Origin of the sequence: Bacillus sp. 2D03, from assembly GCF_003946765.1 — a bacterium.
Lineage (GTDB): Bacteria > Bacillota > Bacilli > Bacillales > Bacillaceae_G > Bacillus_A > Bacillus_A cereus.
Genome location: NZ_RPSJ01000001.1, coordinates 234960 through 260506 on the forward strand (window position 1 = coordinate 234960; position 25547 = coordinate 260506).

Genomic DNA, 25547 nt, shown 5'->3' on the forward strand with positions numbered 1-25547 from the left:
AAAAATAACGAAAGATTCTGTCTTATTTTGTCGCTTTTTGTATACCATGCAATAAATTGCACGGTACGCAATTTATTGCATGCTATTTTTTGCATGGTCATACTTTTCTAGCTTGTAATATAAATTTCGAACGGAAATTCCTAACGCTTTTGCAGTTTGTGTTTTATTCCCATCAAATCTCTCCAAATATTCATAAATAATATTCCCTTCAAACTCTGTCACTAAATGTTCAAGTGGCTTTTCTTCTAATTCAGGTAATAAATGAGATTGCTTTGACTCCACCTGCTCTTCTTTATGTAATGGCGGTAAATGGTGTACATCAATATAGGTCTCGTTATAATTCATAAAGATAATAGCTCTCCCCAAAATATTTTCAAGTTCCCTCACATTTCCTGGCCATTCGTATGATTGTAAATATAAAACGGCTGAATCAGTGAGCCCTTCTACATTACGACCGTAATCTTGATTAATTTTTTGAATCAATCTGTCCGCAATTGTCGGTATATCTCCTTTACGTTGACGAAGAGATGGAATTTGAATTGGAATTTTATTTAATCGATAATATAAATCCTCCCTAAACTTCCCTTCTAGAATAGCCTTTTCTAAATTCACATGTGTCGCTGCAATTACTCGAACATTAATAGGTATCGCTTTCGTTCCACCAACTTTTACAATTTCTTTTTCCTGCAATACACGAAGGAGTTTCGCTTGTGTATTTGCAGACAACTCCCCTATTTCATCTAAAAAAATACTACCGTTATTCGCTTCCTCAAAGAACCCACGTTTCCCGCCTCTTTTCGCTCCAGAAAACGCCCCTTCCTCATAACCAAATAATTCACTTTCTAACAACGTCTCCGAAATGGCCGCACAGTTTACACGGACGAACTTATTGTATTTTCGATTACTTCCATTATGGATTGCATGTGCAAACAATTCTTTACCAGTCCCAGATTCCCCGCGTAACAGTACTGTTGCTGGTGTATTCGCTCCTAGCTTCGCCTGTTCGATAGCTGCCGTTGTTTCATCTGAATTTCCGACAATATCATCAAATGAATATTTCGCTTCTAATGTACGAATAATTTGCCTTGCTCTATTCAATTCATTTGTTAATTTTTGAATTTCCGACACGTCACGGATAACACCGACGCTTCCTTTCAATATTCCATCCACAATAACTGGTGCTACGTTTACAATTACATCTCGCTTTTTTTGCCCAATCTTCATATGTATTCCGCGCACCGCACGACGCGTTCGAAGTACTTTCATATGCATACTTTCGCCTTCTACAATATCAGTTGTAGCAGGCTTCCCAATAATATCTTCTTCTGTTAAACCCGTTAATTTCGTATATGCTGGGTTAATGACTAAACCTCTTCCTTTTTCATCCACAACCGAAATCGCTTCTTCAGATGAGTTAATAATTGCCTCTAATAGTGTTTGAATTTCTTTTAAGTCTGTAACTTCTTCCGCAAGATCTACAACTTCTGTTATATCTTTAAAAATTGCAAATGCCCCTTGTACCTCTCCTCCTTCTTTTAATATTGGAATACGCGTTGTAATAATTTTCTTTCCATTCTCTAATGTCAGTTCATAATTTACTTCTATTTGTTTCGTACGTATAATGCGAAGTAATTTACTAGTTGGAATGACTTCTAAAATATACTTTCCTATCGCCTCTTCTTTTTTATATCCGATAATACGCTCTGCACTTTTATTAAAAAGACGAACTTGTCCCTCTCGATCAATTACAATCATGCCGTCATGTGTAGAATTTAAAATTAATTCTCCTTGTTGCGTCTGTTCCTCTAACCGCCCAATTAGCCCTTCCTTCTCATGCGCTAATCCTGTAACAATTTTTGCGATATCACCTGGTATAAGAAGAGTGTCTTTTTTCTTTTTTTCTAATAAAACTTTATGTACATCATCTTCACCTGTCATATCAAATATTACATCGATATGCATAGAAAGAAATGGAGTTACACTTTCTCCAATTGCAATCCCGTATTCCTTAGCAATTTGTAGTCCTTTTGCCAACGGATTTATATCAATAATCCCTATAATTTGAAATATATTCGAACTTTGTAACAGATTCAGCAGCGCGCTCCCGCCTTCACCTGCACCAACAATTAATACTTTTTGTTTCATATATTACACTTCCTCTCGAAGTAACTCTGCAAATTTTTTCACACCCTTATCTTACTCGTTCAGCACCCTCTTGACAAACCCCCTTTCCGTATAACATCATTAAAATATACGAAATAATCTGAAAAGGAGCGTTATGTATGCAGCGTTACGTTGCTCTACTATTAGCACTCATCCCTATTTCATTAGCTGTGTTTGGCATAAAGTTAATGAGAGATACTGTATTCGGGATTCTATTTCCACCAATTTCTATACTGTGGTTACAATTTTTAATCGGCGCTCTCTGCTTCGCGCTCGGGTTTTATATCTTTGGTGGCTTCGTCTTGCACCGAGATCGCAAACGAAATAAAGTACAAGCTCGCTTTAGAAGATAGGAATACCCCACTATTTATAAATAAAAAAATGAGACCGTTACACGCGGTCTCATTTTTTTATTGGCAATAACGTTCTTGCCGTTTCAGGGTAATCAGTAATAATCGCCGATATATTCATATCAAAATATTTACGCATAAGCGTTTCTTCATTAATTGTATAAGGGCGAACTTCTACACCACTTTCCATCGTTAGTTCGGCAATAGCATCTTGAAGATAACGATAATTCGGATGTACTGCTGTAGCCCCCATTTTTTTCGCGTATGCCCACGGACTATGCAAACCTTCGCGATATAAAATTGCTGTTTGAATATCAGGGGCCATCATATGGCACCGTTTCATACTGTAGTGATTAAACGAAGAAAATATAACACGATCCTCTAGACTAAATTTCCGTACAAGCGTTATAACTTCTTCCTCTAAACCTCTGTATGGAATTTTATTATTTTTAAGTTCAATATTAAGTAGCAAACTCGTTTGTTCAAGCCATTCTAATACCTCTTCTAAAAGTGGTATTTTACAAAAACCTACTTTATCACCAAATTTATAACTTGCATCTAACTTGCATAAGTCCTCATATACATAATTCCGAACCGCACCTTTTCCATTTGTTGTCCGGTCCACCGTTTCATCGTGAATGACGACAACTTTTCCATCTTTCGTTAATTGAACATCAAGTTCAATTCCATCCGCTCTAAAAGACTCAGCTGCTTCAAATGAAATCATTGTATTTTCTGGGTACGTTCCAGCCGCACCACGATGTGCAAATATAAGAGTCATCCTCACTCCCCCAATCTTATGCTATACTATACGAAAAAGGAGGTACTTCTATGAGACCATTACAAATCTCTCCAGATACTGCAGTCCGCTTATCAAAAGCACTAGGTGTTCCACTTGAACAACTCATGCATATGCCGCAGCACATTTTAATTCAAAAACTAGTTGAATTAGAAAAACAAAATAAAGACGAAGAATAATACAGTCCTGTTTTGCAGGACTTTTTATTATTTTCTATTATATCACGGATGCCTTTCCTACTAAAATCCTTTAACAGATGTACTACGATGTGATTTAGCCGTTCCTTCATCATTTAATAATGAATCACATCTTTTCTTTTTTGTTACACGTCATAAAGAAAGCAGACCATTTATTTATAAGTCCCCATTGCGTCCTAAAAACACGATCATAAAAAAACTAGAAGCCCTTTATATTGTTTTTATTGAACGTGCGGAGCATCCCCTGATTCGTATAGTTCTTTCGCTTTTTCCTCCCCGAATGTAGTTAAAATATAATGTTGCTCTTCTAACGCATCCATTGCTCTAGTTGCTTTACAAACGCTATCTTCTTGAGCATCTGAGAAATAATTGTGATCTTCTACAATTTTACTAAAATCTTTTTTCGCCCATCTATCAGCAATTGCTAAAAGTTCATTTTTCTTCGCAAAGCTACTCTTATTTATAATTTCTTTTAATTTTTTAGTATTACTTTGAATCATTGGGATAGAGCCCGATTTTCGTTCTGCCACCACTTTTTGATGAGTCATGCGATGCATGGCTGTAATGACTTCGCTTTCAGTAGAATTTTCAGTAACATACACATCAACAAAGACCCCATCTACCTCTCTACCTACTATTGTTTGGTCTTCTTTTTTATCTATTTGAGCACTCACTTCTTTATCTACGGGATTATCTGCAAGTTCTAACATTCCAAATGTAACTGCAATAGCAAGAACTCCCATAGCTGCTACTATTCCTAGCCAAGTTGAAATTTTATTTTCCATTCCCCTTCTCCCTATCTATATCTATTTTATTGCCTTATAAAAAACTCACTTACATGTAATATTACTAAAAATAGGTTTTATTTTCCATACTATCAAATAATCTCTTTTTCTCAACAAAATAAAAAGACCAACGAATTATAACATTCATTGGTCTTTAAATAAAAAGTTCATTGGTTTTAAATTTGATATCGAGTATCAATTTCAAGAATTATTAAGCTTTACTAAAGCTTAAATCCCTTACTACTTTTACTCTCAACTAGCTTTATGTTCAAGTCTCAGCTTATCCGCAACCATTGCGATAAACTCAGAATTCGTAGGTTTTGCTTTTGACATGGATACTGTATAACCGAATAAGGACGAAATAGAATCAATATTCCCACGGCTCCAAGCTACTTCAATTGCGTGACGAATTGCGCGCTCCACACGGCTTGCTGTTGTATTATATTTCTTTGCGATATCTGGATACAATACTTTCGTAATCGATCCTAATAATTCGATATCATTGTATACCATGGAGATTGCTTCTCGTAAATACATATATCCTTTAATATGAGCGGGTACACCAATTTCATGAATGATACTCGTAATACTCGCATCTAAGTTTTTCGGTTTTCCATCTACTGTTGTGGCTGATCGGAATGATGGTAGTGGACGCTTAATCATAGTGTTTGCTTTACCACTCACTTGACGAATATGACTCGTTAAATTCTCCATATCAAATGGTTTTAATATGAAATACGAGGCACCTAAGTCAACTGCTTTTTTCGTCACATCTTCTTGGCCAAATGCTGTCAACATAATTACGCTAGGCTGTTTTAACCTTTCAATATGTCGCATTTTCTCCAATACAGCTAAACCATCTAAGTGTGGCATAATAATGTCTAAAACGAGTACATCAGGTTGCTTATCTGTTAATAAGTTTAAACACTCTTGACCATTATAAGCAGTACCGATTACTTCCATATCATCTTGAGCGGCTACATAGCTCTCTAACATTGATACTAGTTCTTTATTATCATCCACAAGACATACTTTAATTTTCTCCACAGCTTTTCCTCCCTTACCGAATCGATTCTCCGACATGTGTATCCTTCTAGGCTACATGAATTGTTCGACAATTGTGTGAAAATTCCCTTTTAAAGTTTCTTACTTTCCGATAAAATCACAAAAAAATATGTTTATCGTTCATTTATTCCCTTTCGCAACACATTCCATCATAGAAATACAACGAAACGTTCAACCCTTTCCTTTTATTTTACAACAAAAAACACCTCTTGCGGAGCTTTTACAAAATTTCAACGAATTTTTCAACAGAAAAAGCGAGCTAATAATATATATTAGCTCGCTTTTTTCTCTTGATCATAAATATTAATTCCAGCTTGATGTAACATCCATTCAATATGAACACCATATCCTGATGTTGGATCATTTACAAATACATGTGTAACAGCACCAATTACTTTTCCATTTTGTACAATTGGACTTCCGCTCATTCCTTGTACGATACCGCCCGTTTTCGCTAATAGACGTTTATCTGTTACTTTTATTACCATACCCTTTGTGGCTGGGAATTTTTGCTGCACTGTACTAACAACTTCAATATCAAACGCTTCTACTTTATCTTGATCAATAACTGTTAATATTTTTGCCGGTCCTTCTTTTACTTGATGAGATAATGCGATAGGCATTGCTTTATCCATTATACCGTTTTTCATATTCGTATTTAATTTTCCAAAAATACCATATGGACTATTAATTGTAATATTGCCAATCACTTCACGGTCTGGTGAGAATCTTGCTAATTTCTCCCCTGGATTCCCATGACTACCTCTTTCAATTGATGTAACTGTCGAGCGCATAATTTGTCCATCTTCGACTTGAATCGGCTTTTTCGTATCATTATCAGAAATAACATGACCAAGTGCCCCATATTTCATAGAATCTGGATGAACAAATGTCATCGTTCCAATTCCAGCTGCCGAATCACGGATATACAAGCCAATTCGATAAGACGATTCACCGTTGTCTTTTTGTGGAGTTAGCTTCGTACGAATATATTTTCCATCTCTTAACAATACAAGATTAAGCGGTTCACCTGTTTCTCCACTATTATGAATAAACGGTGCTACATCACTCATTCTTTCAATTGTTTTACCATTAATTTCAGTAATCATATCTCCAATTTGTACACCTGCTGTTTCACCAGGAGATATTTTACCTTTTTCAGTTTGAATTAAATGATGGCCTACAACAAGTACACCTTTTGTATTTAATTTCACACCAATTGATTGTCCACCTGGAATCACTTTAAAATCTTTTAACACTTTCACATTTACTTTTTTCACTGGAAAACCAGCAAGCTGAAATACCATATCAGCTTCACCATTTTGATGAGAATTTACCATAAGTCCTTGTTTTTGTTCATTCGAACTCACTGTAAATACATGACGATTTGTGGATGAAGCTTTGAAAACTGGTAATGATGATATTTCTGATTGTTGCCCTTCAAAAACAACAAGTTGTTTCGGTGATGAAATAAACGTTCGAAGCGGTTTAAAACATCCAATAAAAACTAAAGAAACAAGGAGACAAAGACCTATTATTTTTCGAAATTTTTCTAATTTCAACTTGTTCACTCTCCTCGCTCCTACCCCACATTCAGCCTCTTGGCTTCACTTTTTAATCTCTCCTTGCAGTGCTTTATTTATAACCGGAAGAATTAAGAAATCGTCATTTGAGAAAAAAAGCTATCCATTACTGGATAGCCTCTGCTGTCTGTTTAAAATGATGCGCTTGCGTAAGTAATTCTTTCGCATGCTCTGTCGTTAAATCTGTGATTTCCACACCAGAAATCATTCGAGCTATTTCTGTTACTTTATCCTCCATAGTTAAAACAGTAACTGATGTAATTGTCCGATTATTCGCTACTTGTTTTCGAATAAATAAATGTGAATCCGCCATTGAAGCTACTTGAGGTAAGTGCGTAATACAAAGTACTTGCGAGTTTACTGATACTCGATAAATTTTTTCCGCAATAGCCTGTGCGACCCGGCCACTTACACCCGTATCCACTTCATCAAAAATAACAGATGCAACCCCTTGATGCTTAGAAAAAATGCTTTTTAAAGCTAAAATGATACGAGATAACTCTCCGCCAGAAGCAACCTTTGAAAGTGGTTTTAGCGGCTCTCCTGGGTTCGTTGAAATATAAAATTCCACATGATCGTAACCATCCGCCGTAAGTCTTACCGGCGCACCTTCCACAAGGGGCTCTTCTGCATTTCCTTCTCTCTTCATAATTCTCACTTCAAATTTCGTTTTTTCCATATATAATTCTTTTAATTCCTGATGAATTGCATTTGTAAGGTGTTCTGCAAGCTCATGACGCATATTACTTAACAACGTTGCTTCTTTCATAATAACACTTTCTAATTCCTTCAACTGTTTCTTCGTCGTTTCAATATGAACGTCTTTATTTTCAATCGTAAAAATTTCCTGTTCAATTTTATCAGCATACGCTAAAATCTCTTCTACATTATTTCCATATTTTCTCTTTAGCATACGAATTTCATTCAAACGTGTTTCGATTTCATCTAAACGATTTGGATCATATTCCATCATATCGAGCTTTTCCCTCAGTTGATAGGCAACCTCTTCTAATAAGTAATAGCTATTTGCAATTGAATCATGATTCTCTTGATACACTTCATCTAAATGTGTAATACTTTCCATTTGCCCCATTGCACTTCTTACATTATCTAATCCTTGTCCGTCGGCACTTAAAGAACGATATGCATCACCTAACGCTTTATAAATCTTTTCAAAATTAGAAATTTGCAATCGTTCCTCAGTTAATTCATTTTCTTCATCCATCTTTAAATCCGCCTTGCGAATTTCCTCGTGCTGAAATTGAATTAAATCTAAGCGATGTGCCATTTGTTGCTCATTTTCACTTAACGATTTCAATTGTTTTTTTAATTTTTCATAGTCAGCGTATACGTTTTGATATATGTCTAATTGTTTAACGATTCGATCCCCATCAAAGTGATCAAGCATAAACAGATGTCGTTCTTCATTCATTAAATCTTGCGTTTCGTGCTGTCCATGAATATCAACAAGTGTTTTCCCAATTTCTTTTAATATGCTAAGTGTAACAAGCTTCCCATTTACACGACATACACTCTTCCCGTTCGCAGCAATATCACGCTTTAAAATAATCATACCATCTTCTATTTCTATATCTAACTCTTCTGCCTTTTCAATACATGGATGCTTCTCATCTTCAACATAAAATAGCCCTTCAATCTCAGCCTTTTCTGTTCCATATCGAACAAATTCTGCTGACCCACGGCCACCTACAAGTAAACTAATTGCATCAATAATAATCGATTTTCCGGCCCCTGTTTCACCGCTTAAAACCGTTAAACCTTTTTGAAAAGAAATATTTAATGCTTCAATAATAGCAAAGTTTCTAATCGATAATTCCGATAACAATGCCCCATTCACCTCGTTATAAAATAATCCCTTACTAAAGGATTTTCTCAGTTCTTCATTCAAATAATCATGCTATATATTTGTATGTATATACTCTTCTAACCCGCTTCATTGTACCAAACATTTGTTTTACGGGTCAATCCATCTATTTTTTAACTTTATGCAAACAAAATATTATATTACAATTGAAAATTCATATTTTTAACCAATAAAAATATCTTGTTCACTTTCCACTTTACGATGGAAAGCAAACAAGATTTTTTGTTACAGCATATTTAAGAAACGATCAGAGACAACACCTGTATCGTCAGGTGTACGGCAAATAATTAAGCAAGTATCATCACCACAGATGGTTCCGATGATCTCATCCCACTCTAAATGATCAATAAGTGCTCCAAGTGAATGAGCGTTACCAGGCAATGTTTTTAGCACAAGCATATGTCCTGCCGTGTCTAATTTTACAAATGAATCCACTAGATTTCGTTTTAATTTTTGTAACGGGTTAAATCGTTGATCTGCTGGCAAGCTATATTTATAGCGCCCATCATGTAATGGCACCTTCACTAAGTGCAGTTCTTTAATATCGCGCGATACTGTTGCTTGCGTTACATTAAATCCCTCATTACGTAAAATATCAACTAATTCATCTTGTGTTTCAATTTCTTTGTTTGCAATAATTTCCCTGATTTTAATATGGCGCTGACCTTTGTTCATACATTTGCACCTCACACTATCTCTTACCATAGTTTAAACATTGGTATACTTCACTTATTTATGTTAACTTATAATTCGTTTCTTGTACACAATTGTTTTTACAATCATTATACAATTACAGCAAAAAGAGGAACAACATATGTTATTCCCCTTTCCCTTTTTGTTTTAGAACGTCATGCGCTTCTGTAACAACTTGCTCTATAGAAATCGGAGAATGATTTTCGCCATTCTCACGTTCACCATGCCATTTCAGATGAATTAAAAATTCAATATTACCATCCCCACCCGTAATTGGTGAGAATGTTAAACCTTCCACATCATAGCCTTCTTTTAAAGCAAACTCGACAATCATTTCTACAACAGCTTCATGTACTTTTCTATCGCGAACGATACCTTTTTTCCCAACTTGCTCTCTTCCAGCTTCAAACTGCGGTTTAATTAACGCTGCTACATCTCCGTTAGGCATAAGCATTGTTTTTAAAACTGGCAGTATAAGCTTTAATGATATAAATGAAACATCAATACTTGCAAATTGAGGTAAACCACGTTCTAAGTCTGCTGGTGTCACGTAACGGAAGTTTGTTCGTTCCATTACAACAACACGCTCATCTTGACGTAATTTCCACGCTAGTTGATTGTATCCTACATCTAATGCATAAGATAATTTCGCTCCATTTTGAAGCGCGCAATCTGTAAAGCCACCAGTTGATGAACCAATATCTATCATAACTTTATCTTGTAAATCAAGATGAAATGTCTCTAATGCCTTTTCAAGTTTATAACCACCACGACTTACATACGGCATAACTTGTCCCTTCACCGTAATCTCAGTATCTTGCGAGATTTTCTCTCCTGGCTTATCAAGTCTCATCTCATTTGCATATACGAGTCCGGCCATAATGGCGCGCTTTGCTTTCTCACGCGTTTCTATAAGTCCTCGCTCTACTAATAGTACATCTACTCTTTCTTTTTTTACGCTCATTTGTTACGCCCTTTTTTGTTTTGATGGAATCATTGTATGAATACGGTCTATAACAGCATCTGTCGTTAAACCAATTTCTTCTAATAATTTTGTTACACTTCCGTGCTCTATGAAGCGGTCTGGAATACCCATTCGTTCAACTAATGCACTATGGTAACCATTTTCAGATGCAAATTCAACTACTCCTGTTCCAAAACCACCGATTAAACAAGCTTCTTCAATCGTTAAAATCGGTATATTCTTTCCTAGAAGATCATGTAAATATGCTTCATCCATTGGTTTAATAAAGCGAGCATTCACTACTTTCACTGAAACCCCAGCTTTTTCAAGACGCTCAGCTGCTTCCATTGCCATTGGTATTGTCGTACCAAACGTTAAAATAGCTGCTTGTGTACCCTCTTTTAACGTCTCCCACGTACCAATTGGAATCACCTTTAATTCTTTATCCATATGAACGCCAAGTCCATTACCGCGAGCATAACGCAATGCGATTGGTCCATCTTCATATTGCATCGCCGTATAAACTAAATGTTGCCCTTCATTTTCATCTTTCGGCATCATAAGCACCATATTCGGCAAGTGACGTAAGAATGAGATATCAAATACGCCTTGATGCGTTTCACCATCTGCTCCTACTAATCCCGAGCGATCTATTCCGATGAAAACATTTAAATTTTGGCGGCATATATCATGAACAACTTGGTCATATGCTCTTTGTAAAAATGTTGAATAAATTGCTAAGAATGGCTTCATTCCTTGCGTTGCCATACCTGCTGCCATTGTTGTAGCATGCTGTTCTGCAATACCTACATCAATCATACGATCTGGGAATTCTTTTTGGAATTTCTCAAGTTTTGATCCAACAGGCATTGCAGGTGTAATTGCTACGATACGCTCATCCGCTCTCGCTAGCTTAAGTACTGTTTCACTAACGACAGCACTCCATGCTGGTGCAACTTCTTTCGGCTTAACGAAGTCACCTGATTCAATTTTATAAGGTCCTGTTCCATGCCAAGTTCCAATAACGTCACTCTCAGCCGGTTTATAACCTTTTCCTTTTTTCGTAATAACGTGAACAAGCACTGGGCCTTTTGTTTTCTTTGCATATTGCAACGTTTCGAATAACTTTTCATAATCATGCCCATCGACTGGACCTAAATATGTAAAGCCTAACTCTTCGAAAAAGACACCAGATACTAGTAAATATTTAAGACTATCTTTTATTTTCTCTGCTGTCGCAGCCACTTTCCCGCCAACTGCTGGGATTTTCTTTAATATATACTCTAATTCATCTTTTACCCAGTGATATTTTCCTGCGGTACGTAAACGACCGAGCACATTATGAAGCGCACCAACGTTTGGTGCAATTGACATTTCATTATCATTCAAAATAACAATCATGTCTGTTTTTTCATGTCCAATATGGTTCAATGCCTCTAAAGCCATTCCGCCTGTTAAAGCACCATCTCCAATAATTGGTATAACATATTCTTTCGTTTTCTTTAAATCACGTGCCAGAGCCATTCCCATTGCAGCCGATAACGAAGTCGAGCTATGACCAGTTTCCCATACATCGTGCTCACTCTCGCAACGTTTCGGGAAACCACATAGACCTTGATATTGCCTTAATGTACCAAACTCTTTCGCACGTCCAGTTAAAATTTTATGTACATAGGATTGATGTCCTACATCCCATAAAAATTTATCTTGCGGGCTATCAAATAATTTGTGCAGAGCAATTGTGAGTTCTACTACACCTAAATTAGGTGCAATATGTCCACCTGTTTGAGAGAGCTCTTCAATTAAAAACTTACGAATATCCTCACTCAATCCCTCTAGTTCACTGATAGACATATCTTTCAAAAAACTAGGGTTTTGAATTTGCGTTAGATCCACATGGATCACTCACTTTCATTTCATAATCTGTCAACATGTCAAATATTATAAAAAACATTTACACAAAACAAGAAATTCTCTTTTCTATTTTTCGTCTTGTCCCGCTATTAACCAGTCTATTGCGCCCTAATCCTATTATAAACCATATTTCTTTAGGCGATGAAAAAAATAGCCGCTAACACGAAGTGATAACGGCAATGTAATCTACATATATTTTTGCCAATAACAAGAAAAGAAAAACCTTTTCCTACATTTATATCATAAAATGATGAATGACTCAACAAATGAAAACGCTGTTATATTAGTTATTACGTTTTGCAATCAAATCACAAATAGATAGTAAATATTCATCTTGTAATTGCAAGGAACTAATCGCACCTTTTGCTTCTGCAATTGTTTCTTCTAAAATATCTTTTGCTCTATCTACAGTAAACAACGTTGTATATGTGCTCTTTTCATTAAAAAGATCGCTACCAATCGGTTTTCCAATCTCTTCTTCAGTTCCTTCGACATCTAAAATATCATCTCGAATTTGGAAAGCTAGACCGATATATTTGGCAAACGTAAGCAACTTTTCTTCTTGCTCTTCTGTCGCATCAGAAAGTATCGCACCCGCAAGTACAGCAAATTCAAGCAGTTTTCCGGTCTTATGTTTATGGATGTACTCCAATTCATCAATCGTAAGGCGTTTCCCTTCAGCTTCCATATCTGCCACTTGTCCGCCAACCATTCCTTCTGGTCCTGCTGCTTTTGCAAGTTCAAGTACAAGTCTTACTTTTTTTTCGGCAGAAATTTCTTTTTGCTCATATGCCATAATAACTTGAAAAGCATACGTCAATAAGCCATCTCCTGCTAAAACTGCCATCGCTTCACCAAATACTTTGTGATTTGTGGGCTTTCCTCTTCTTAAATCATCATCATCCATACAAGGTAAATCATCATGAACTAATGAATATGTATGAATCATTTCAAGAGCACAAGCTGCACCTACTCCAAGATTTCTTTCTTTCCCAAACGCTTGTAATGTTGCAAACAAAAGTAACGGGCGGAGACGTTTTCCACCCGCTTCCAAAGAATATGCCATCGCTTCACGAAGTACACTTGGACATTGTAATTCATTTGCATAGCTTACAAGTTTTTCTTCTACGAAAGTTTTACTTTCTTTCAAAAAAGTATCAAAAGCAATCGTCACTATGCTTCATCTCCTAAAGCAGTAAACGGTTCAAGCTCTCCATCTTCCCCAAGAATAACTGCCATTTGTTCTTGTACATTCTTCAACTTCTCATCACAAAGCTTAGATAATTCCATACCTTCTTTAAAATAAGAAATCGCTTCTTCTAAAGGTACGTCACCTTGTTCTAGCTTAGAAACAAGATGCTCAAGTTGCGAAATTGCCTCTTCAAAGCTTAATTTATTTTCCATTATTCAATTCACGCTCCTCTATGCCTGATACGCTACAATCTAGTATTCCATCTTGTAATTGAACTGAAACAGCATCTCCAAGGCTTACATCTTTCACACTTTTTAACACTTGCTTCTCTTCATCATATACAAGCCCGTACCCTCTCATCATTACTTTAAGCGGACTTAACGCTTCAAGTTTTTGAGCAGCTCTTACAAAGGCAAATTCTTTCGTTTGAAGTAACGTTTGCATTTCACGTTGTAATTGCTTTTGCAACGTTTCAACAGCTACCTTCGTTTGCATAATTTTTTGAGATGGGTGGTGCTTCTCTAAATAAAATGAAAGTTGCTTTAACTGATTCATCTTTTTATCAATATAGCGCTCTTTCGCTAAAACAAGCTGTTCTAGCGCTCTATCTAATTGCTCTTCCTTTTGCTCATATACTTGTCTTGGATAACGGAACGCATACGATTTTTGCAACACTTGTAGTTTTTCTTCTTTTTTATGTACTAACTCTCTCATTGCTCTTTGCAATCTCAGAGTTCTTTGTAATACCTTTTCTTGTAACTCTATAATGTTAGGTGCTGCCAGCTCAGCTGCTGCAGTCGGTGTTGGCGCGCGTAAATCTGCAACAAAATCTGCGATTGTAAAATCCGTTTCATGGCCTACTGCCGAAATAATAGGAATTTCACTCTTAAAGATTGCTCTTGCAACCATTTCCTCATTGAAAGCCCATAATTCCTCAATAGAACCTCCACCACGACCAACGATTAGTACATCTATCTCTCCCATTTCATTCGCTGTACGAATCGCTTGTACAATCGAGGGAGCCGCTGACTCCCCTTGTACAAGTACCGGAAATACAATAACATTCCCAATTGGATAACGACGTTTAATCGTTGTTATAATATCACGAATCGCTGCTCCTGTTGGCGACGTAATCACACCTATTGTTTTAGCGTAAGGAGGAATCGCTTTTTTATAAACTTGAGAAAAAAGTCCTTCTTCTTCTAAACGAACTTTTAACTGTTCGTACGCTAAATGTAAATTCCCGACTCCGTCAGGCTGCATGTCTTGAATATAAATTTGATAAGAACCACTCGCCTCGTAAACAGAGATTTTCCCTTTCACGAGTACCTTCATCCCATTTTCAGGTTTGAATTTAATATTACGATTATGGCCCGCAAACATAACCGCTGCGATTCTTGCATTTTCATCTTTCAATGTAAAATACATGTGGCCACGGCTATGATTTTTAAAGTTGGAAATTTCACCTTTTAACCAAACAGACTGCAAATGCGGATCATATTCTATTTTTGTTTTTATATAGCGTGTTAACGCTGTAACGGTTAAATATTGCTTCTCCATTTCTCTCTCCTCATAGCCGACTCAAATTATTTACAAACGACACCTGCACGTTTGGCAGATTCAACAGTATTATGAAGAAGCATTGTGATTGTCATTGGACCAACACCCTTTGGCACAGGTGTAATGTAACCCGCAACATCTAACACGTTGTCAAAGTCAACATCACCACAAAGTTTTCCTGTTTCTAAACGGTTAACACCAACGTCAATTACAACCGCTCCTTCTTTAATATAATCCGCTGTTATCATTTTAGGTCGTCCAACAGCTACGATTAAAATATCAGCTAACTTCGATAACTCTTTCATATTTTGCGTCTTAGAATGACAATATGTTACAGTGGCATTTTCATTTAAAAACAATTGTCCCACTGGTTTACCGACAATATTACTTCTTCCAATTACTACTACATGTTTTCCAGAAATATCAAGATTTGTTTCTTTTACTAATTCTACAATACCATGCGGTGTACATGGAAGGAATGTATCTTGTCCCGTCATCATACGTCCCACGCTGATTGGGTGAAATCCGTCTACATCCTTTTCTGGTGAAATTCTTTCAATGATAGCTTTTTCTTCAATATGTTTTGGTAAAGGTAATTGCACTAATATGCCATTAATACGGTCATCTCCATTTAAGCGATCGATTTCAGCAAGCAAACGTTCCTCAGTAATTGTTTCAGGAAGTTCAATTAGCTCTGAGTAAATCCCTACTTGTTCACAGCCTTTTTCTTTTCCTTTCACATAAGAACGAGATGCTGGATCTTCTCCAACTAAAATAACTGCTAATCCTGGTACAATACCTTGCTCTTTCAACTTCACAACTTCTTCTGTTAATTGTGCTCGTTTTTTCTCCGCAACTTCATTTCCTTTGATGATTACTGCTACCATTTTAAGATTCCCCCTTAAAGAATTTACAGTGTATCTTTTATATTAGATAAAACGCCGTTAATAAAACGACGAGATTCCTCATCCCCAAATGTTTTTGCAATTTCAATTGCTTCGTTAATTGTTACGTTGTGTGGAATTTCTTCCATGTACTTCATTTCATACACAGCTACACGTAAAATACTGCGATCAACAATACTAATACGCTCAAGCTTCCACTTTTTTAAGTTTTGACGAATCGCTTCATCGATTGCTTCTTTATTTTCTACAAAACCTACTACAAGTGACTCTAGAAACTCATTTGTTTCTTCGCCTTCATCCAGCGTGTTTTCCACTGCTACTTTCGGTTCTAATTCACCTGTAATATCCATTTGGTATAATGCCTGCATTGCTCTTTCTCTAGCCGTCCTACGTTTCATTGTAACTCTCCTTTATGCTTCAAGTCTTTCCTTATACTTTGTTATATTATTATAATTTATAAGCCGTCAATTCACTTACTCTTACAGTTTTCATTGATTTTCCAACCTTATAATACAATGATAATAACACAATTTATCGTTTCACACACGGGTTACAAGGCTGAAAAATAATAAAAAGATTAACTTCAAGTTCCATATCTTATCACAATGTACGTTTTTTGGAAAAACGACACATTTTCTTGTTTATTTCTTATTTTTTGAAATAGTATAATAATTAGAGGGTTGTAATTTGTGAAGAAATGAAACGATAAAAAAGATGCCTATGTTACTAGGCACCTTTTCATTCTTACACTGGTTCGATTTCTGTTTTTTGTGTTTCGAATGTTACGCCAACGATGTGAACATTCACTTCTTTTGGCTCAAGTCCTGTCATTGTAAAGAGTGCTTGGCGAATATTGTCTTGAATCTTTTGTGCAACAACTGGAATTGCTACACCAAAATACATTACAACATAAAGGTCAACGATAATATCTTCGTTTGCTAATTCAACCTTTACACCTTTACCATGATTTTTCTTACCTAACTTCTCAACAACATCTGTAGCAAAATTACCGCGCATTGCCGCTACACCTTCTACTTCAGCAGCTGCAATACCTGCAATTACTTCAATTACTTCTGGTGCAATTTCTACTTTACCAAGAGTTGTATCTTGACCCATATCTAACATATGTTCAGCCATGAAAAAAACCTCCTTTAATGTATCACTGCGTCACAAGTTCATGCTCTTCCAAAAATTTCGTATTAAACTCACCTTTTACAAAATCAGGATGATCTAGCAATTGCAAATGGAACGGGATTGTTGTATGTACGCCTTCAATGACAAATTCACTAAGTGCGCGCTTCATTTTTGCAATTGCCTCTTCACGTGTTTTTCCGTGAACAATTAATTTAGCAACCATCGAATCATAGAAAGGTGGGATTGAATATCCCGGATATACAGCTGAATCGACGCGAATACCAAATCCTCCTGGTGGTAAGTACATTTCTACTTTACCTGGAGATGGCATAAATTTTTTGGCAGGGTTTTCCGCATTAATTCGACATTCAATTGCCCAACCATTAAATTGTACTTCTTCTTGCTGTAACGATAACTTTTCTCCTGAAGCAACAAGAATTTGCTCTTTAATTAAGTCCATTCCCGTTACCATTTCAGTAACCGGATGCTCAACCTGAATTCTCGTATTCATCTCCATGAAATAAAAGGTTTTCGTTTTATATTCATAAATAAACTCAACCGTACCAGCACCTGTATAATCAACCGCTACCGCCGCTTTAACTGCCGCTTCACCCATCTGCTTGCGAATATCTTCATCAAGTGCAGGTGATGGACTTTCTTCTAATAGTTTTTGCAAACGGCGCTGAATTGTACAATCACGCTCTCCTAAATGAATGGCATTTCCGTGTGTATCTGCCATTATTTGAATCTCAACATGGCGGAAATCTTCAACGTACTTTTCTAAGTATACACCAGGGTTCCCAAAAGCGGTACTAGCTTCTTGCTGTGTAATTTGAATTCCTTTTATAAGCTCTTCTTCATGGCGTGCAACACGAATACCTTTTCCACCGCCACCTGCAGTCGCTTTAATAATAACTGGATATCCAATTTGATTAGCAAGCTCGATCGCTTCTTCGGTATTTTTAATAATCCCTTGTGAACCTGGTACAATCGGAACCCCTGCTTCTTTCATTGTATCACGAGCAACGTCTTTTGTGCCCATCTTTGAAATAGCTTCTGGACTTGGACCGATAAAAATCAAGTTACATTCACGGCATAACTCCGCGAAATCTGCATTCTCTGCTAAAAATCCGTATCCCGGATGAATAGCATCGCAGCCTGTTAACTTCGCAACGCTAATAATGTTTGTCAAATTTAAATAGCTTTCTTTCGAAATCGTTGGTCCTACACAATACGCCTCGTCTGCAATCTGTACGTGAAGTGACTCTTTATCTGCTTCTGAATAAATTGCAACTGTTTCAATATCCATTTCTTTACAAGCACGAATAATTCGTACAGCAATTTCCCCACGATTGGCTATTAATACTTTTTTTATCATCACAAAGACTCCCTTATTACGCTTTTACAAGAAATAGCGGTTGTCCATACTCAACAAGCTGTCCGTTATTAACAAGAATTTCAACAATTTCGCCCTCTACATCAGCATCAATTTCGTTAAATAACTTCATAGCCTCGACAATACATACGATAGAATCTTTCGATACTCTATCCCCCACACTTACATATGGAGGTGTATCAGGCGAAGAAGAAGAATAGAATGTACCTACCATCGGTGATGTGATTTTATGTAGGTTTTCATTTTGAACAACCTTCTTCTCTTCTTGTTTTGGCGCTTCTGCTTGTGCTGCTGCTACTTTCGTTTCAACTTCAACAGGCGCTACTGGTTGCATAGCTTGTTTTGCTGCAGGTGCTTGCACAGCAACAACTTCATTACCACGCTTTTTCATTTTGATTGTTGTACCGTCTTTTTTGTATTCAAATTCATCAATATTAGAGCTATCAATTAATTTAATTAATTCGCGAACTTCTTGAATTTTAAACATGTAAAATCCACTCCCATACTCTTGTTTGTCCCGTTTTTACAGATTCTCGTCACGAAAACTAGATTGACTGTAAAAATACGATGTATTCTATTAGAAAATATATTTCATTAACTAATAGAAATATTTACTATTTCCATCTTACGATAAATTTTTTAAACATTCCAATTTATATTTCTTTATAATAAATCGAAACTCCTGTAAAAATATTATTCCAACAAAAATTTAATACCTAGTAATAATACCAAGTTTCACACGAAATTGGCAAGACCACTTCTTAAAAAACATTCACTACTTTTTCAAAACGTTACACAGCAAACATGCCATCCCCTCTACACTCTTCACACATCTATAGTCAACAACATATTTTTACCAAATATTATTTTTTTGTTTACACGCCATTCATCATTCCTTCATATAAGAATAGTATGTTCAAAGTGTAGAAAATATATTGTGTCGAGGTGTGGAAATATGATATGGCTCATTCTCTTTTTACCTGCCGTAATCGTTTGGGCATGCGTTCTTTGCATCCACGTCAAATCCGGAAAAAGTAATCATCAGTACCATGAACCATTAATCTTTTACTCACAACGTGTTTCTCCATTCCGAGTTGAACATAGTAAAAATAATTACAAAGACGAAATAGAAAAAAGCTATCGAAAATGATAGCTTTTTTCTATACACACGTTTACTTACATACTCTATTTTACTATTTGCATACCCTTTGCTTAGTAAAAGATAATAATCCGTAGGGAAATCCCTACGGATTAAGGTTTCACTTATTTCGCTGGTGGATCAAATTTCACACCTACATCTTTTGATCCACCTTCACTTCTTACAAGTTGAATAATTTTATTTGCTTCTTTCTGTGAATGTTTTGCCGCTTTAACCGTTACTCTAATATCAGTACCATCAGCTCTTACAAGAGCATCTGGATATCCTCCTTGAGATTTAATTACTGTCTCAAGTAATTCTTGCTTCGTTTCCATTGTCGTAATGGCATCAAAATTTTCTTTCGCTTTATTCTTTTCTGTTGCTGAAGCTTTTGTTGAACTCATCACTTCTTGTAATTTTGCTTTTTGTTCACTACGCTGATCTTCCATTTGCATACGTAAAGCTGTGAAATTCTCATCGCTTGATTGAACTGATACATTGCCCTCTTTTTTACTTGTTTCTTTTTTTGCATTTTCTTTTTTGTCTGTTTCTTTATTTGTTGTTTCTTTGCTTGTATTTTCTTTTTTCGGAGTTTCTTTAGGCGCTTCGTTTGTTACTGCTTTATCAGTACCTTGTTTTTCTTGTCCAATCTTTTCACCTGTTGTTGGCGATGCTGTATTCATTTTGTCAGGAGTTGTCACGTAATACACAGATAGTACAACAACTAAACTTAACATCGTTAATAACCAAACTGTTTGTTTTTTTAACACTTTATTTCCTCCCTATCAATTTTTCGGTGAAACTGAAACGCGATGGGCCGGTACATCTAGCAGCCTTATCACAGCTTCTTTTACCATTGCTTTAACTTGTATATTATCCACTCCCTTTGCTACTACAAGAACACCACGTACTTTCGGCTTCTCTGTTCGTAAAACAACAGGAGTTTCTTTATCCCCTTCACGTATAATGACAGTCTTTTCATCAAGAGACTCGTCCTCTACTTCTCTCTTACCGCCTGTTTTATCTGTTTCACCTGTTGTTTGTGAGCGTTTCACTGTATTTTTTTCTAAAATTTTTTCTTCAGATGAATCTAAATTCACTTTAATCGTTACGTCTTTTACTCCTGCTATTTCTTCTAAAGCAGTTTTTAATTCTTGTTCATACGCTTTTTCATATTTTTCTACATTTGACATACTATCATTACTTTTTTGTCCGAAAGTTGGTACGTCTTTTTCTTGGTTTTGAGTTTTTTGTTCTTTAAATACAGGTACTTCTTCTTTTTTACTTGAAAAGAGACTACTAGAAAACATAAGCAAAATTCCAAGTATGAGTAGGACAAGTAAAAACTTAGGTGTTACCTTTTTACCCTTCTCGTTGCTTTCTTTTTGATCCCCATTCAATAAGTTTCGAAAAAATGAGAACTTCGAATTTTTATCTTTATTGTCCATTTACTCTACCTGTCCTCCCTTCCATCTGAACTTGGATTTGTTTACCCTCTAGTTGCCACCTGCTTGAAAAGAAATCTTTCATTTCTCCATTCGTTTCTTCCACTTTTTTTGGAGGCTCTTTCGTGTTAATTTCAATTGGCTTTACTGTTTCGATTGCATCATTTTTACTACGTTCTTTTTCTTTCAACGTCACAACAACAGATTGAATATCTTTCTCTGACTTTACTTCTTCTATATTTTCTGCTGCGACTATTTGTATTTCAGAGACAGTCATACCATACTTTTTCTCAAACTCTTTTCCTACTTCTTTTTTCATTTTGGTAGCCATCTCTTCTAAACTATATGCACGTGTTAGAGCTTGTATTTCTTTTTTCTTCGAATCTATTGAATTTTTTACAGATCCTTCTGCTACGTACTTTTCTTCATTAAAATTTGCAATTACTTCATTTACATCTGTCTGCAATAGTTTAAAAAGGGGTGTTAAAATTAATACGACTAACAAAAGACTTACAACGAATTTAACGTATTTTTGCAAATTCGAATTTGGAAGAATAAGATGAAGCATTGTCGCTAAGAGCAAAAAAACGATAATATTTCTGATCCACTCTGTAACAAATTGCATACTCTTCACCTCCTACCGCATCATAAGTGTAATATTCCCCGCAGCAATAATAATTGTAATACTTAAAAAGAACATAAATGATACGATAGCTAAGCAAGCAAATACGTAAATGATGCTTCTTCCAATAATGTCTAAACATTGAATAATTGCTCCGCCGCCAACCGGTTGTAATACTGCTGCTGCGAATTTATAAATAAATGCAATACAGAAAATTTGAATCGCAGGAAAAGCAACAATTAAGCATAAAATGACGAGCCCAATAATTCCGACTGTGTTTTTCAATAATCCTGATGCGCTAATAACAGTATCTGCCGCTTCCGTAAACATTCTTCCAACTACTGGAATGAAGTTTCCTGTTACAAATTTAGCAGTTTTCACAGCTATGCCATCAGCAACGGCTGTCGCTGTTCCTTGTACAGATAATACCCCTAAAAAAATCGTTAAGAAGATACCGATAATCCCAACGCTAACGTTTTGCAGAAGCTTGGACAATTTTGTAACTTTATATTGATCACTCATTGTACTTACAATACTTAATATCGTTGCCAGTAATAAAAGCGGTAGAACGATATAATTCATAAGAAGCCCGCTTGTATTCATTAAGAAAATGATAATCGGATGAAAGAAAGATACAGATACAACCCCGCCACCAGTCGCTATAAGCGCCAATAAAATTGGCAATAGCGCTAATATGAAATCTACCATTGTTTGTATCGTTTCTCTTGCATATGTCATAACGACATAAAAACTATTTAAAGCAAAAATAATAAGTACCATATATACAACAGCATCAGCAATTTTACTTACACTACTTTTTGAAAAAGCGGATTGCAGTGATTGCAACAATGCACTAAAGATTGTGAGCATAATGAGTGTGCCAAGCAGTTTTCCATTAGCTGCAAGCTCATGAAATAAATATTTTAATAACCCTATCATCCACTCTTTTAGAGAGAATTCTTTTTCTCCCTTTACAAACTCCATAAAACTCCCTTTTTGACTCTCTGGCAAATAGCCACCATATTTTGTAACAAGCCCGTCCCAAAATTGCTTCACATCTTCAATTCCGAGCTTATCCAATTGTTGATCAACGACGTTTGTTTCTACAGGAGAAGCTTGTACAACAACCGGTAAAGAAAAGAAAAGGAAGCAAGCAAATAGCAGCTTAGCTCCAAACCTCCTCAACATTCACTCCCCCTTATCCCGTCGGTAAAAATCCGAGAATAGTTTCAATTACAACCGTCAAAATAGGAATTGCCATAACGAGAATTAAGATTTTCCCAGCAAGTTCAATTTTCGAAGCGATGGCACCTTGACCAGCATCTTTTGTAATTTGAGCTCCAAACTCGGCAATATAAGCAATTCCAATAATTTTTAGTAACGTTTCCACGTAGACGTTGCTAACTTTCGCTTCACTCGCTACTCTCTCAATCATTTGTAAAATAGAATGAATTTGATCGATTAAAATAAGAAACATCACGCTACCTACGAACACAATAAATAAAGATGTAATACTAGATTTATGCTGGTTCAAAACAGCAGCTAAAAACGTAGCAACGAGGCCTAATCCGACAATTTGTATAATTTCGATTCGAACCGCCTCCTTTACTGGAAGAGAAAGACACTTTTAATCTTGTCGAATAGCGTATTAATTAAAAATGCAACATGAAATAAAATGACGACAAAACCGACAAGGATAACCCAATTTGCAATATCCTCACGCTTCAATTCTTTTAGTACAGTATGAATGAAAGCTAAAACAATGCCGATTCCGGCGATTTGAAATATTAATCCAACATCAATGGACATCGCCTTTCTCCCCCCCTATAGCAGTAAAATTACAATAAGTAGCCCTGCTAGTACCCCTAAGCTCTTAATCATTTTTTCGTATTGCAGTTGTAAAGCTTTCGCTTCCTCTTCTTCTCTCTCCAAATGTGTAATACATAAGCGAATATGTTTTTGTTGTGATTCACGATCATGTTGCCCGAGCGTTTCACCAAATTGCTGCAGTATTTCATACTCGGTTTGTTGAAAAGCCGTCAACTTCCAATTCTCTTTCAAACTATCTATCCAAGCTTCCCTTACTGTTTGTTCTCCACTTTCTAGTTTTTTAGCGAAACTTTGAAATATCCAATTTAATGGCTTTGGCATTTGTTTAACTAATCGCTCGGCAGCCTCAGATAAAGGTGTGTGTCCATACATAATTTCTGCCTCTAATGATTGAAGTGCTGATTTTAATAACCTAAGTTGCCTCGGTCTCTCACTGTATCTTTTAGCGTACGAAAACCCGAAAAAGGTGCTGACCGCAACGATTAACACTGCACCAAATATTTTCACCATACGCCCTCAGCCTTTCTATTTGATAACACTGGTTTTCCATATTTATCTTTCACCTGCATAACCGTTCCTGGACCCCTCGCTTTTGACAACTCCACAAACCTATCAAATATACCAAGCTCTAGCACTGCCTTGAGCGATGGACGTCTCACAACATCCTCATAGGAAAATCCGTGTGCGCTTATAAAAAGCTGGACACCTGCATGCACTGCCTCCATAATTGCTTCACTATCTTCTTTACGGCCAATTTCATCTACGATCAAAATATCAGGACTCATAGAACGAATCATCATCATCATTCCTTCTGCCTTTGGACATGCGTCTAACACATCGACTCGGGTACCAAAATCATATTGCGGGATCCCTTTCACACAACCAGCAATTTCTGACCGTTCATCAACGATCCCCACTTTACAGGAAGGAATTTCCGAAGCACTTACCCCTTGACTCATGCAACGTGCTACATCTCTTAAGAGTGTCGTTTTTCCCGTTTGGGGAGGGCCAATTACCATCGTGTTTAACCACCTTTTTTCATACAAATATGGCAAAAGCGGTTCAGCAATCCCTATTTTTTGACGAGCAATACGAATATTAAAGGAAGAGACATCACGAATCATTTTCACTGCGCTTTTTTCTGTAATGACTTTTCCTGCTAACCCGATTCTATGCCCTCCGCGAAGCGTCACATACCCACGTTTTAATTCCTCTTCCATCGTATAAATTGAGAATTGACTTAACTTATTCAATAAGTAAATAGCATCCTCTGCAGTAGTGATATAGTCATAAAAAAACACCTTTCCGTGTGCAATACACTCTAGCGGCCTTCCAATTCGAACACGAATTTCCTCTAAAGCATCGTATTGCTTACATTCTTCAATTAAGTACTTCATCGTTTTTGGTAAAACTTCTAATACCTCTTTCATCGGCTTCTCCCCACTATACTCGACTTACTATTTCAGTAATGCGATAAAAATACAGCAAATTCCAAGCGCTAGAAAAAAGAGCTTCAAGAAAGAAATTTCACTTGCTACACTCGCTATCCCAATTGTCATTGTTAAAATTAATACGGTAGGTCCAACAAACGCCAACATACCATTTATAAACAACGCTTTCTTCGCATCATTCACATAAAGCATAAGCAAAGCAGCAAATATCTCCGCACTACCTGAAAATAATCGAAGTGCCCCCATAACAAGCACGGATGTTTCCATTGCCGCTAGCCACTGTTTCATTCTTCCACCTTCTCCCGTAACAGTTACTAACTTCGTATTCTAAAAAAGAATATATTTGTACAACCATATGCAGAGGTTGTCTATTTCAGAAGTAAAAACATAATTTTTCTCTAAAGTCTGAATTAAAATCTGAATATTCATATTATTTAACGGTATATTATGGTATATTTAGTTTAAAAGAGGTTTAA

Annotated in this window: 29 protein-coding genes; 3 read left to right on the forward strand and 26 right to left on the reverse strand. The window is 36.3% G+C overall.

The window, feature by feature from the left end; translation table 11 throughout:
* Nucleotides 1–72: 72 nt before the first annotated feature.
* Nucleotides 73–2145 carry a sigma-54 interaction domain-containing protein gene (locus tag EBQ15_RS01400; protein ID WP_000810973.1) on the reverse strand — a complete coding sequence of 691 codons (2073 nt, stop codon included), beginning with the start codon at nucleotides 2143–2145 and terminating at the stop codon, nucleotides 73–75.
* A gap of 137 nt (nucleotides 2146–2282) precedes the next feature.
* On the opposite strand from EBQ15_RS01400, the gene EBQ15_RS01405 reads away from it, so the two are divergent.
* Nucleotides 2283–2516, forward strand: coding sequence for a DUF2627 domain-containing protein (locus EBQ15_RS01405; protein WP_001190210.1), 234 nt, complete (start codon nucleotides 2283–2285; stop codon nucleotides 2514–2516).
* Between the two features lie 49 nt (nucleotides 2517–2565).
* Here EBQ15_RS01405 and EBQ15_RS01410 read toward each other — a convergent pair whose 3' ends face one another.
* The gene (locus EBQ15_RS01410) at nucleotides 2566–3294 is read right to left on the reverse strand and encodes a glycerophosphodiester phosphodiesterase (protein ID WP_000172580.1); all 729 of its coding nucleotides are present in this window, start codon (nucleotides 3292–3294) and stop codon (nucleotides 2566–2568) included.
* Between the two features lie 50 nt (nucleotides 3295–3344).
* Between EBQ15_RS01410 and EBQ15_RS01415 the strand changes: the two genes are divergently transcribed.
* Nucleotides 3345–3491: a YycC family protein gene (locus EBQ15_RS01415; RefSeq protein WP_001247671.1), complete on the forward strand. Its 147-nt coding sequence runs from the start codon at nucleotides 3345–3347 to the stop codon at nucleotides 3489–3491.
* A 239-nt stretch (nucleotides 3492–3730) separates the two neighbouring features.
* On the opposite strand, the gene EBQ15_RS01420 is transcribed toward EBQ15_RS01415, so the two are convergent.
* The 15 genes from EBQ15_RS01420 to accB form a co-directional block, all read right to left on the reverse strand.
* Entirely contained in the window at nucleotides 3731–4294 is a 564-nt protein-coding gene (locus EBQ15_RS01420; RefSeq protein ID WP_000428232.1) for a PRK06770 family protein, read from the reverse strand.
* 252 nt (nucleotides 4295–4546) lie between these two features.
* Nucleotides 4547–5341, reverse strand: a complete 795-nt coding sequence (gene spo0A / locus EBQ15_RS01425) for a sporulation transcription factor Spo0A (RefSeq protein WP_021727703.1) — start codon at nucleotides 5339–5341, stop codon at nucleotides 4547–4549.
* A 290-nt stretch (nucleotides 5342–5631) separates the two neighbouring features.
* Nucleotides 5632–6930, reverse strand: coding sequence for a SpoIVB peptidase (spoIVB, locus tag EBQ15_RS01435; protein ID WP_002000940.1), 1299 nt, complete (start codon nucleotides 6928–6930; stop codon nucleotides 5632–5634).
* Between the two features lie 118 nt (nucleotides 6931–7048).
* Nucleotides 7049–8788: a DNA repair protein RecN gene (recN, locus tag EBQ15_RS01440; RefSeq protein WP_000947766.1), complete on the reverse strand. Its 1740-nt coding sequence runs from the start codon at nucleotides 8786–8788 to the stop codon at nucleotides 7049–7051.
* Between the two features lie 264 nt (nucleotides 8789–9052).
* Complete coding sequence (argR, locus tag EBQ15_RS01445; protein ID WP_001032580.1) at nucleotides 9053–9502, reverse strand: arginine repressor ArgR; 450 nt, start codon at nucleotides 9500–9502, stop codon at nucleotides 9053–9055.
* A gap of 142 nt (nucleotides 9503–9644) precedes the next feature.
* Nucleotides 9645–10484, reverse strand: a complete 840-nt coding sequence (locus EBQ15_RS01450) for a TlyA family RNA methyltransferase (RefSeq protein ID WP_000111874.1) — start codon at nucleotides 10482–10484, stop codon at nucleotides 9645–9647.
* 3 nt (nucleotides 10485–10487) lie between these two features.
* Nucleotides 10488–12380, reverse strand: a complete 1893-nt coding sequence (gene dxs / locus EBQ15_RS01455; protein WP_000366455.1) for a 1-deoxy-D-xylulose-5-phosphate synthase — start codon at nucleotides 12378–12380, stop codon at nucleotides 10488–10490.
* Nucleotides 12381–12681: 301 nt separating this feature from the next.
* Entirely contained in the window at nucleotides 12682–13572 is an 891-nt protein-coding gene (gene ispA, locus EBQ15_RS01460; RefSeq protein ID WP_000150376.1) for a (2E,6E)-farnesyl diphosphate synthase, read from the reverse strand.
* Nucleotides 13572–13802, reverse strand: coding sequence for an exodeoxyribonuclease VII small subunit (xseB, locus tag EBQ15_RS01465; RefSeq protein WP_000428423.1), 231 nt, complete (start codon nucleotides 13800–13802; stop codon nucleotides 13572–13574). The genes ispA and xseB overlap by 1 nt, the downstream gene beginning before the upstream one ends.
* Nucleotides 13792–15150, reverse strand: a complete 1359-nt coding sequence (gene xseA, locus EBQ15_RS01470) for an exodeoxyribonuclease VII large subunit (protein ID WP_000415246.1) — start codon at nucleotides 15148–15150, stop codon at nucleotides 13792–13794. The genes xseB and xseA overlap by 11 nt, the downstream gene beginning before the upstream one ends.
* Nucleotides 15151–15176: 26 nt before the next feature.
* The gene (gene folD / locus EBQ15_RS01475; RefSeq protein ID WP_000226732.1) at nucleotides 15177–16037 is read right to left on the reverse strand and encodes a bifunctional methylenetetrahydrofolate dehydrogenase/methenyltetrahydrofolate cyclohydrolase FolD; all 861 of its coding nucleotides are present in this window, start codon (nucleotides 16035–16037) and stop codon (nucleotides 15177–15179) included.
* Between the two features lie 23 nt (nucleotides 16038–16060).
* On the reverse strand, nucleotides 16061–16453 hold the full coding sequence (gene nusB, locus EBQ15_RS01480) for a N utilization substance protein NusB (protein WP_000830247.1): 393 nt from the start codon (nucleotides 16451–16453) through the stop codon (nucleotides 16061–16063).
* A 346-nt stretch (nucleotides 16454–16799) separates the two neighbouring features.
* A complete protein-coding gene (locus EBQ15_RS01485) occupies nucleotides 16800–17192 on the reverse strand; it encodes an Asp23/Gls24 family envelope stress response protein (protein ID WP_000807630.1) in 393 nt (130 codons plus the stop codon).
* A 22-nt stretch (nucleotides 17193–17214) separates the two neighbouring features.
* Nucleotides 17215–18567 carry an acetyl-CoA carboxylase biotin carboxylase subunit gene (gene accC / locus EBQ15_RS01490; RefSeq protein WP_000592870.1) on the reverse strand — a complete coding sequence of 451 codons (1353 nt, stop codon included), beginning with the start codon at nucleotides 18565–18567 and terminating at the stop codon, nucleotides 17215–17217.
* 16 nt (nucleotides 18568–18583) lie between these two features.
* Nucleotides 18584–19072 (reverse strand): acetyl-CoA carboxylase biotin carboxyl carrier protein, encoded by a 489-nt coding sequence (gene accB / locus EBQ15_RS01495; protein WP_000472861.1) that lies wholly within the window; start codon nucleotides 19070–19072, stop codon nucleotides 18584–18586.
* 468 nt (nucleotides 19073–19540) lie between these two features.
* Here accB and EBQ15_RS01500 point away from each other — a divergent pair, with 468 nt between their 5' ends.
* On the forward strand, nucleotides 19541–19735 hold the full coding sequence (locus EBQ15_RS01500; protein WP_002000935.1) for a hypothetical protein: 195 nt from the start codon (nucleotides 19541–19543) through the stop codon (nucleotides 19733–19735).
* Nucleotides 19736–19848: 113 nt separating this feature from the next.
* Here the strand turns inward: EBQ15_RS01500 and EBQ15_RS01505 are convergent, their stop codons facing one another.
* From EBQ15_RS01505 to EBQ15_RS01545, 9 genes are read right to left on the reverse strand one after another with little or no spacing between them, the layout of a single operon-like run.
* Entirely contained in the window at nucleotides 19849–20493 is a 645-nt protein-coding gene (locus EBQ15_RS01505; RefSeq protein ID WP_000914723.1) for a SpoIIIAH-like family protein, read from the reverse strand.
* 15 nt (nucleotides 20494–20508) lie between these two features.
* Nucleotides 20509–21171: a stage III sporulation protein AG gene (gene spoIIIAG / locus EBQ15_RS01510; protein WP_000368890.1), complete on the reverse strand. Its 663-nt coding sequence runs from the start codon at nucleotides 21169–21171 to the stop codon at nucleotides 20509–20511.
* Nucleotides 21161–21793 carry a stage III sporulation protein AF gene (gene spoIIIAF / locus EBQ15_RS01515; protein ID WP_001161036.1) on the reverse strand — a complete coding sequence of 211 codons (633 nt, stop codon included), beginning with the start codon at nucleotides 21791–21793 and terminating at the stop codon, nucleotides 21161–21163. Before spoIIIAF ends, spoIIIAG begins: the two co-directional genes overlap by 11 nt.
* Nucleotides 21794–21805: 12 nt before the next feature.
* On the reverse strand, nucleotides 21806–22978 hold the full coding sequence (gene spoIIIAE, locus EBQ15_RS01520) for a stage III sporulation protein AE (protein ID WP_000946110.1): 1173 nt from the start codon (nucleotides 22976–22978) through the stop codon (nucleotides 21806–21808).
* Between the two features lie 10 nt (nucleotides 22979–22988).
* Complete coding sequence (gene spoIIIAD, locus EBQ15_RS01525) at nucleotides 22989–23372, reverse strand: stage III sporulation protein AD (RefSeq protein ID WP_077393170.1); 384 nt, start codon at nucleotides 23370–23372, stop codon at nucleotides 22989–22991.
* A gap of 23 nt (nucleotides 23373–23395) precedes the next feature.
* A complete protein-coding gene (gene spoIIIAC, locus EBQ15_RS01530; RefSeq protein WP_000020914.1) occupies nucleotides 23396–23599 on the reverse strand; it encodes a stage III sporulation protein AC in 204 nt (67 codons plus the stop codon).
* A gap of 15 nt (nucleotides 23600–23614) precedes the next feature.
* On the reverse strand, nucleotides 23615–24130 hold the full coding sequence (spoIIIAB, locus tag EBQ15_RS01535) for a stage III sporulation protein SpoIIIAB (RefSeq protein WP_000238702.1): 516 nt from the start codon (nucleotides 24128–24130) through the stop codon (nucleotides 23615–23617).
* On the reverse strand, nucleotides 24124–25050 hold the full coding sequence (gene spoIIIAA, locus EBQ15_RS01540; protein WP_000665905.1) for a stage III sporulation protein AA: 927 nt from the start codon (nucleotides 25048–25050) through the stop codon (nucleotides 24124–24126). Before spoIIIAA ends, spoIIIAB begins: the two co-directional genes overlap by 7 nt.
* 27 nt (nucleotides 25051–25077) lie before the next feature.
* A complete protein-coding gene (locus EBQ15_RS01545; protein ID WP_000816050.1) occupies nucleotides 25078–25359 on the reverse strand; it encodes a YqhV family protein in 282 nt (93 codons plus the stop codon).
* Between the last annotated feature and the right edge of the window lie 188 nt (nucleotides 25360–25547).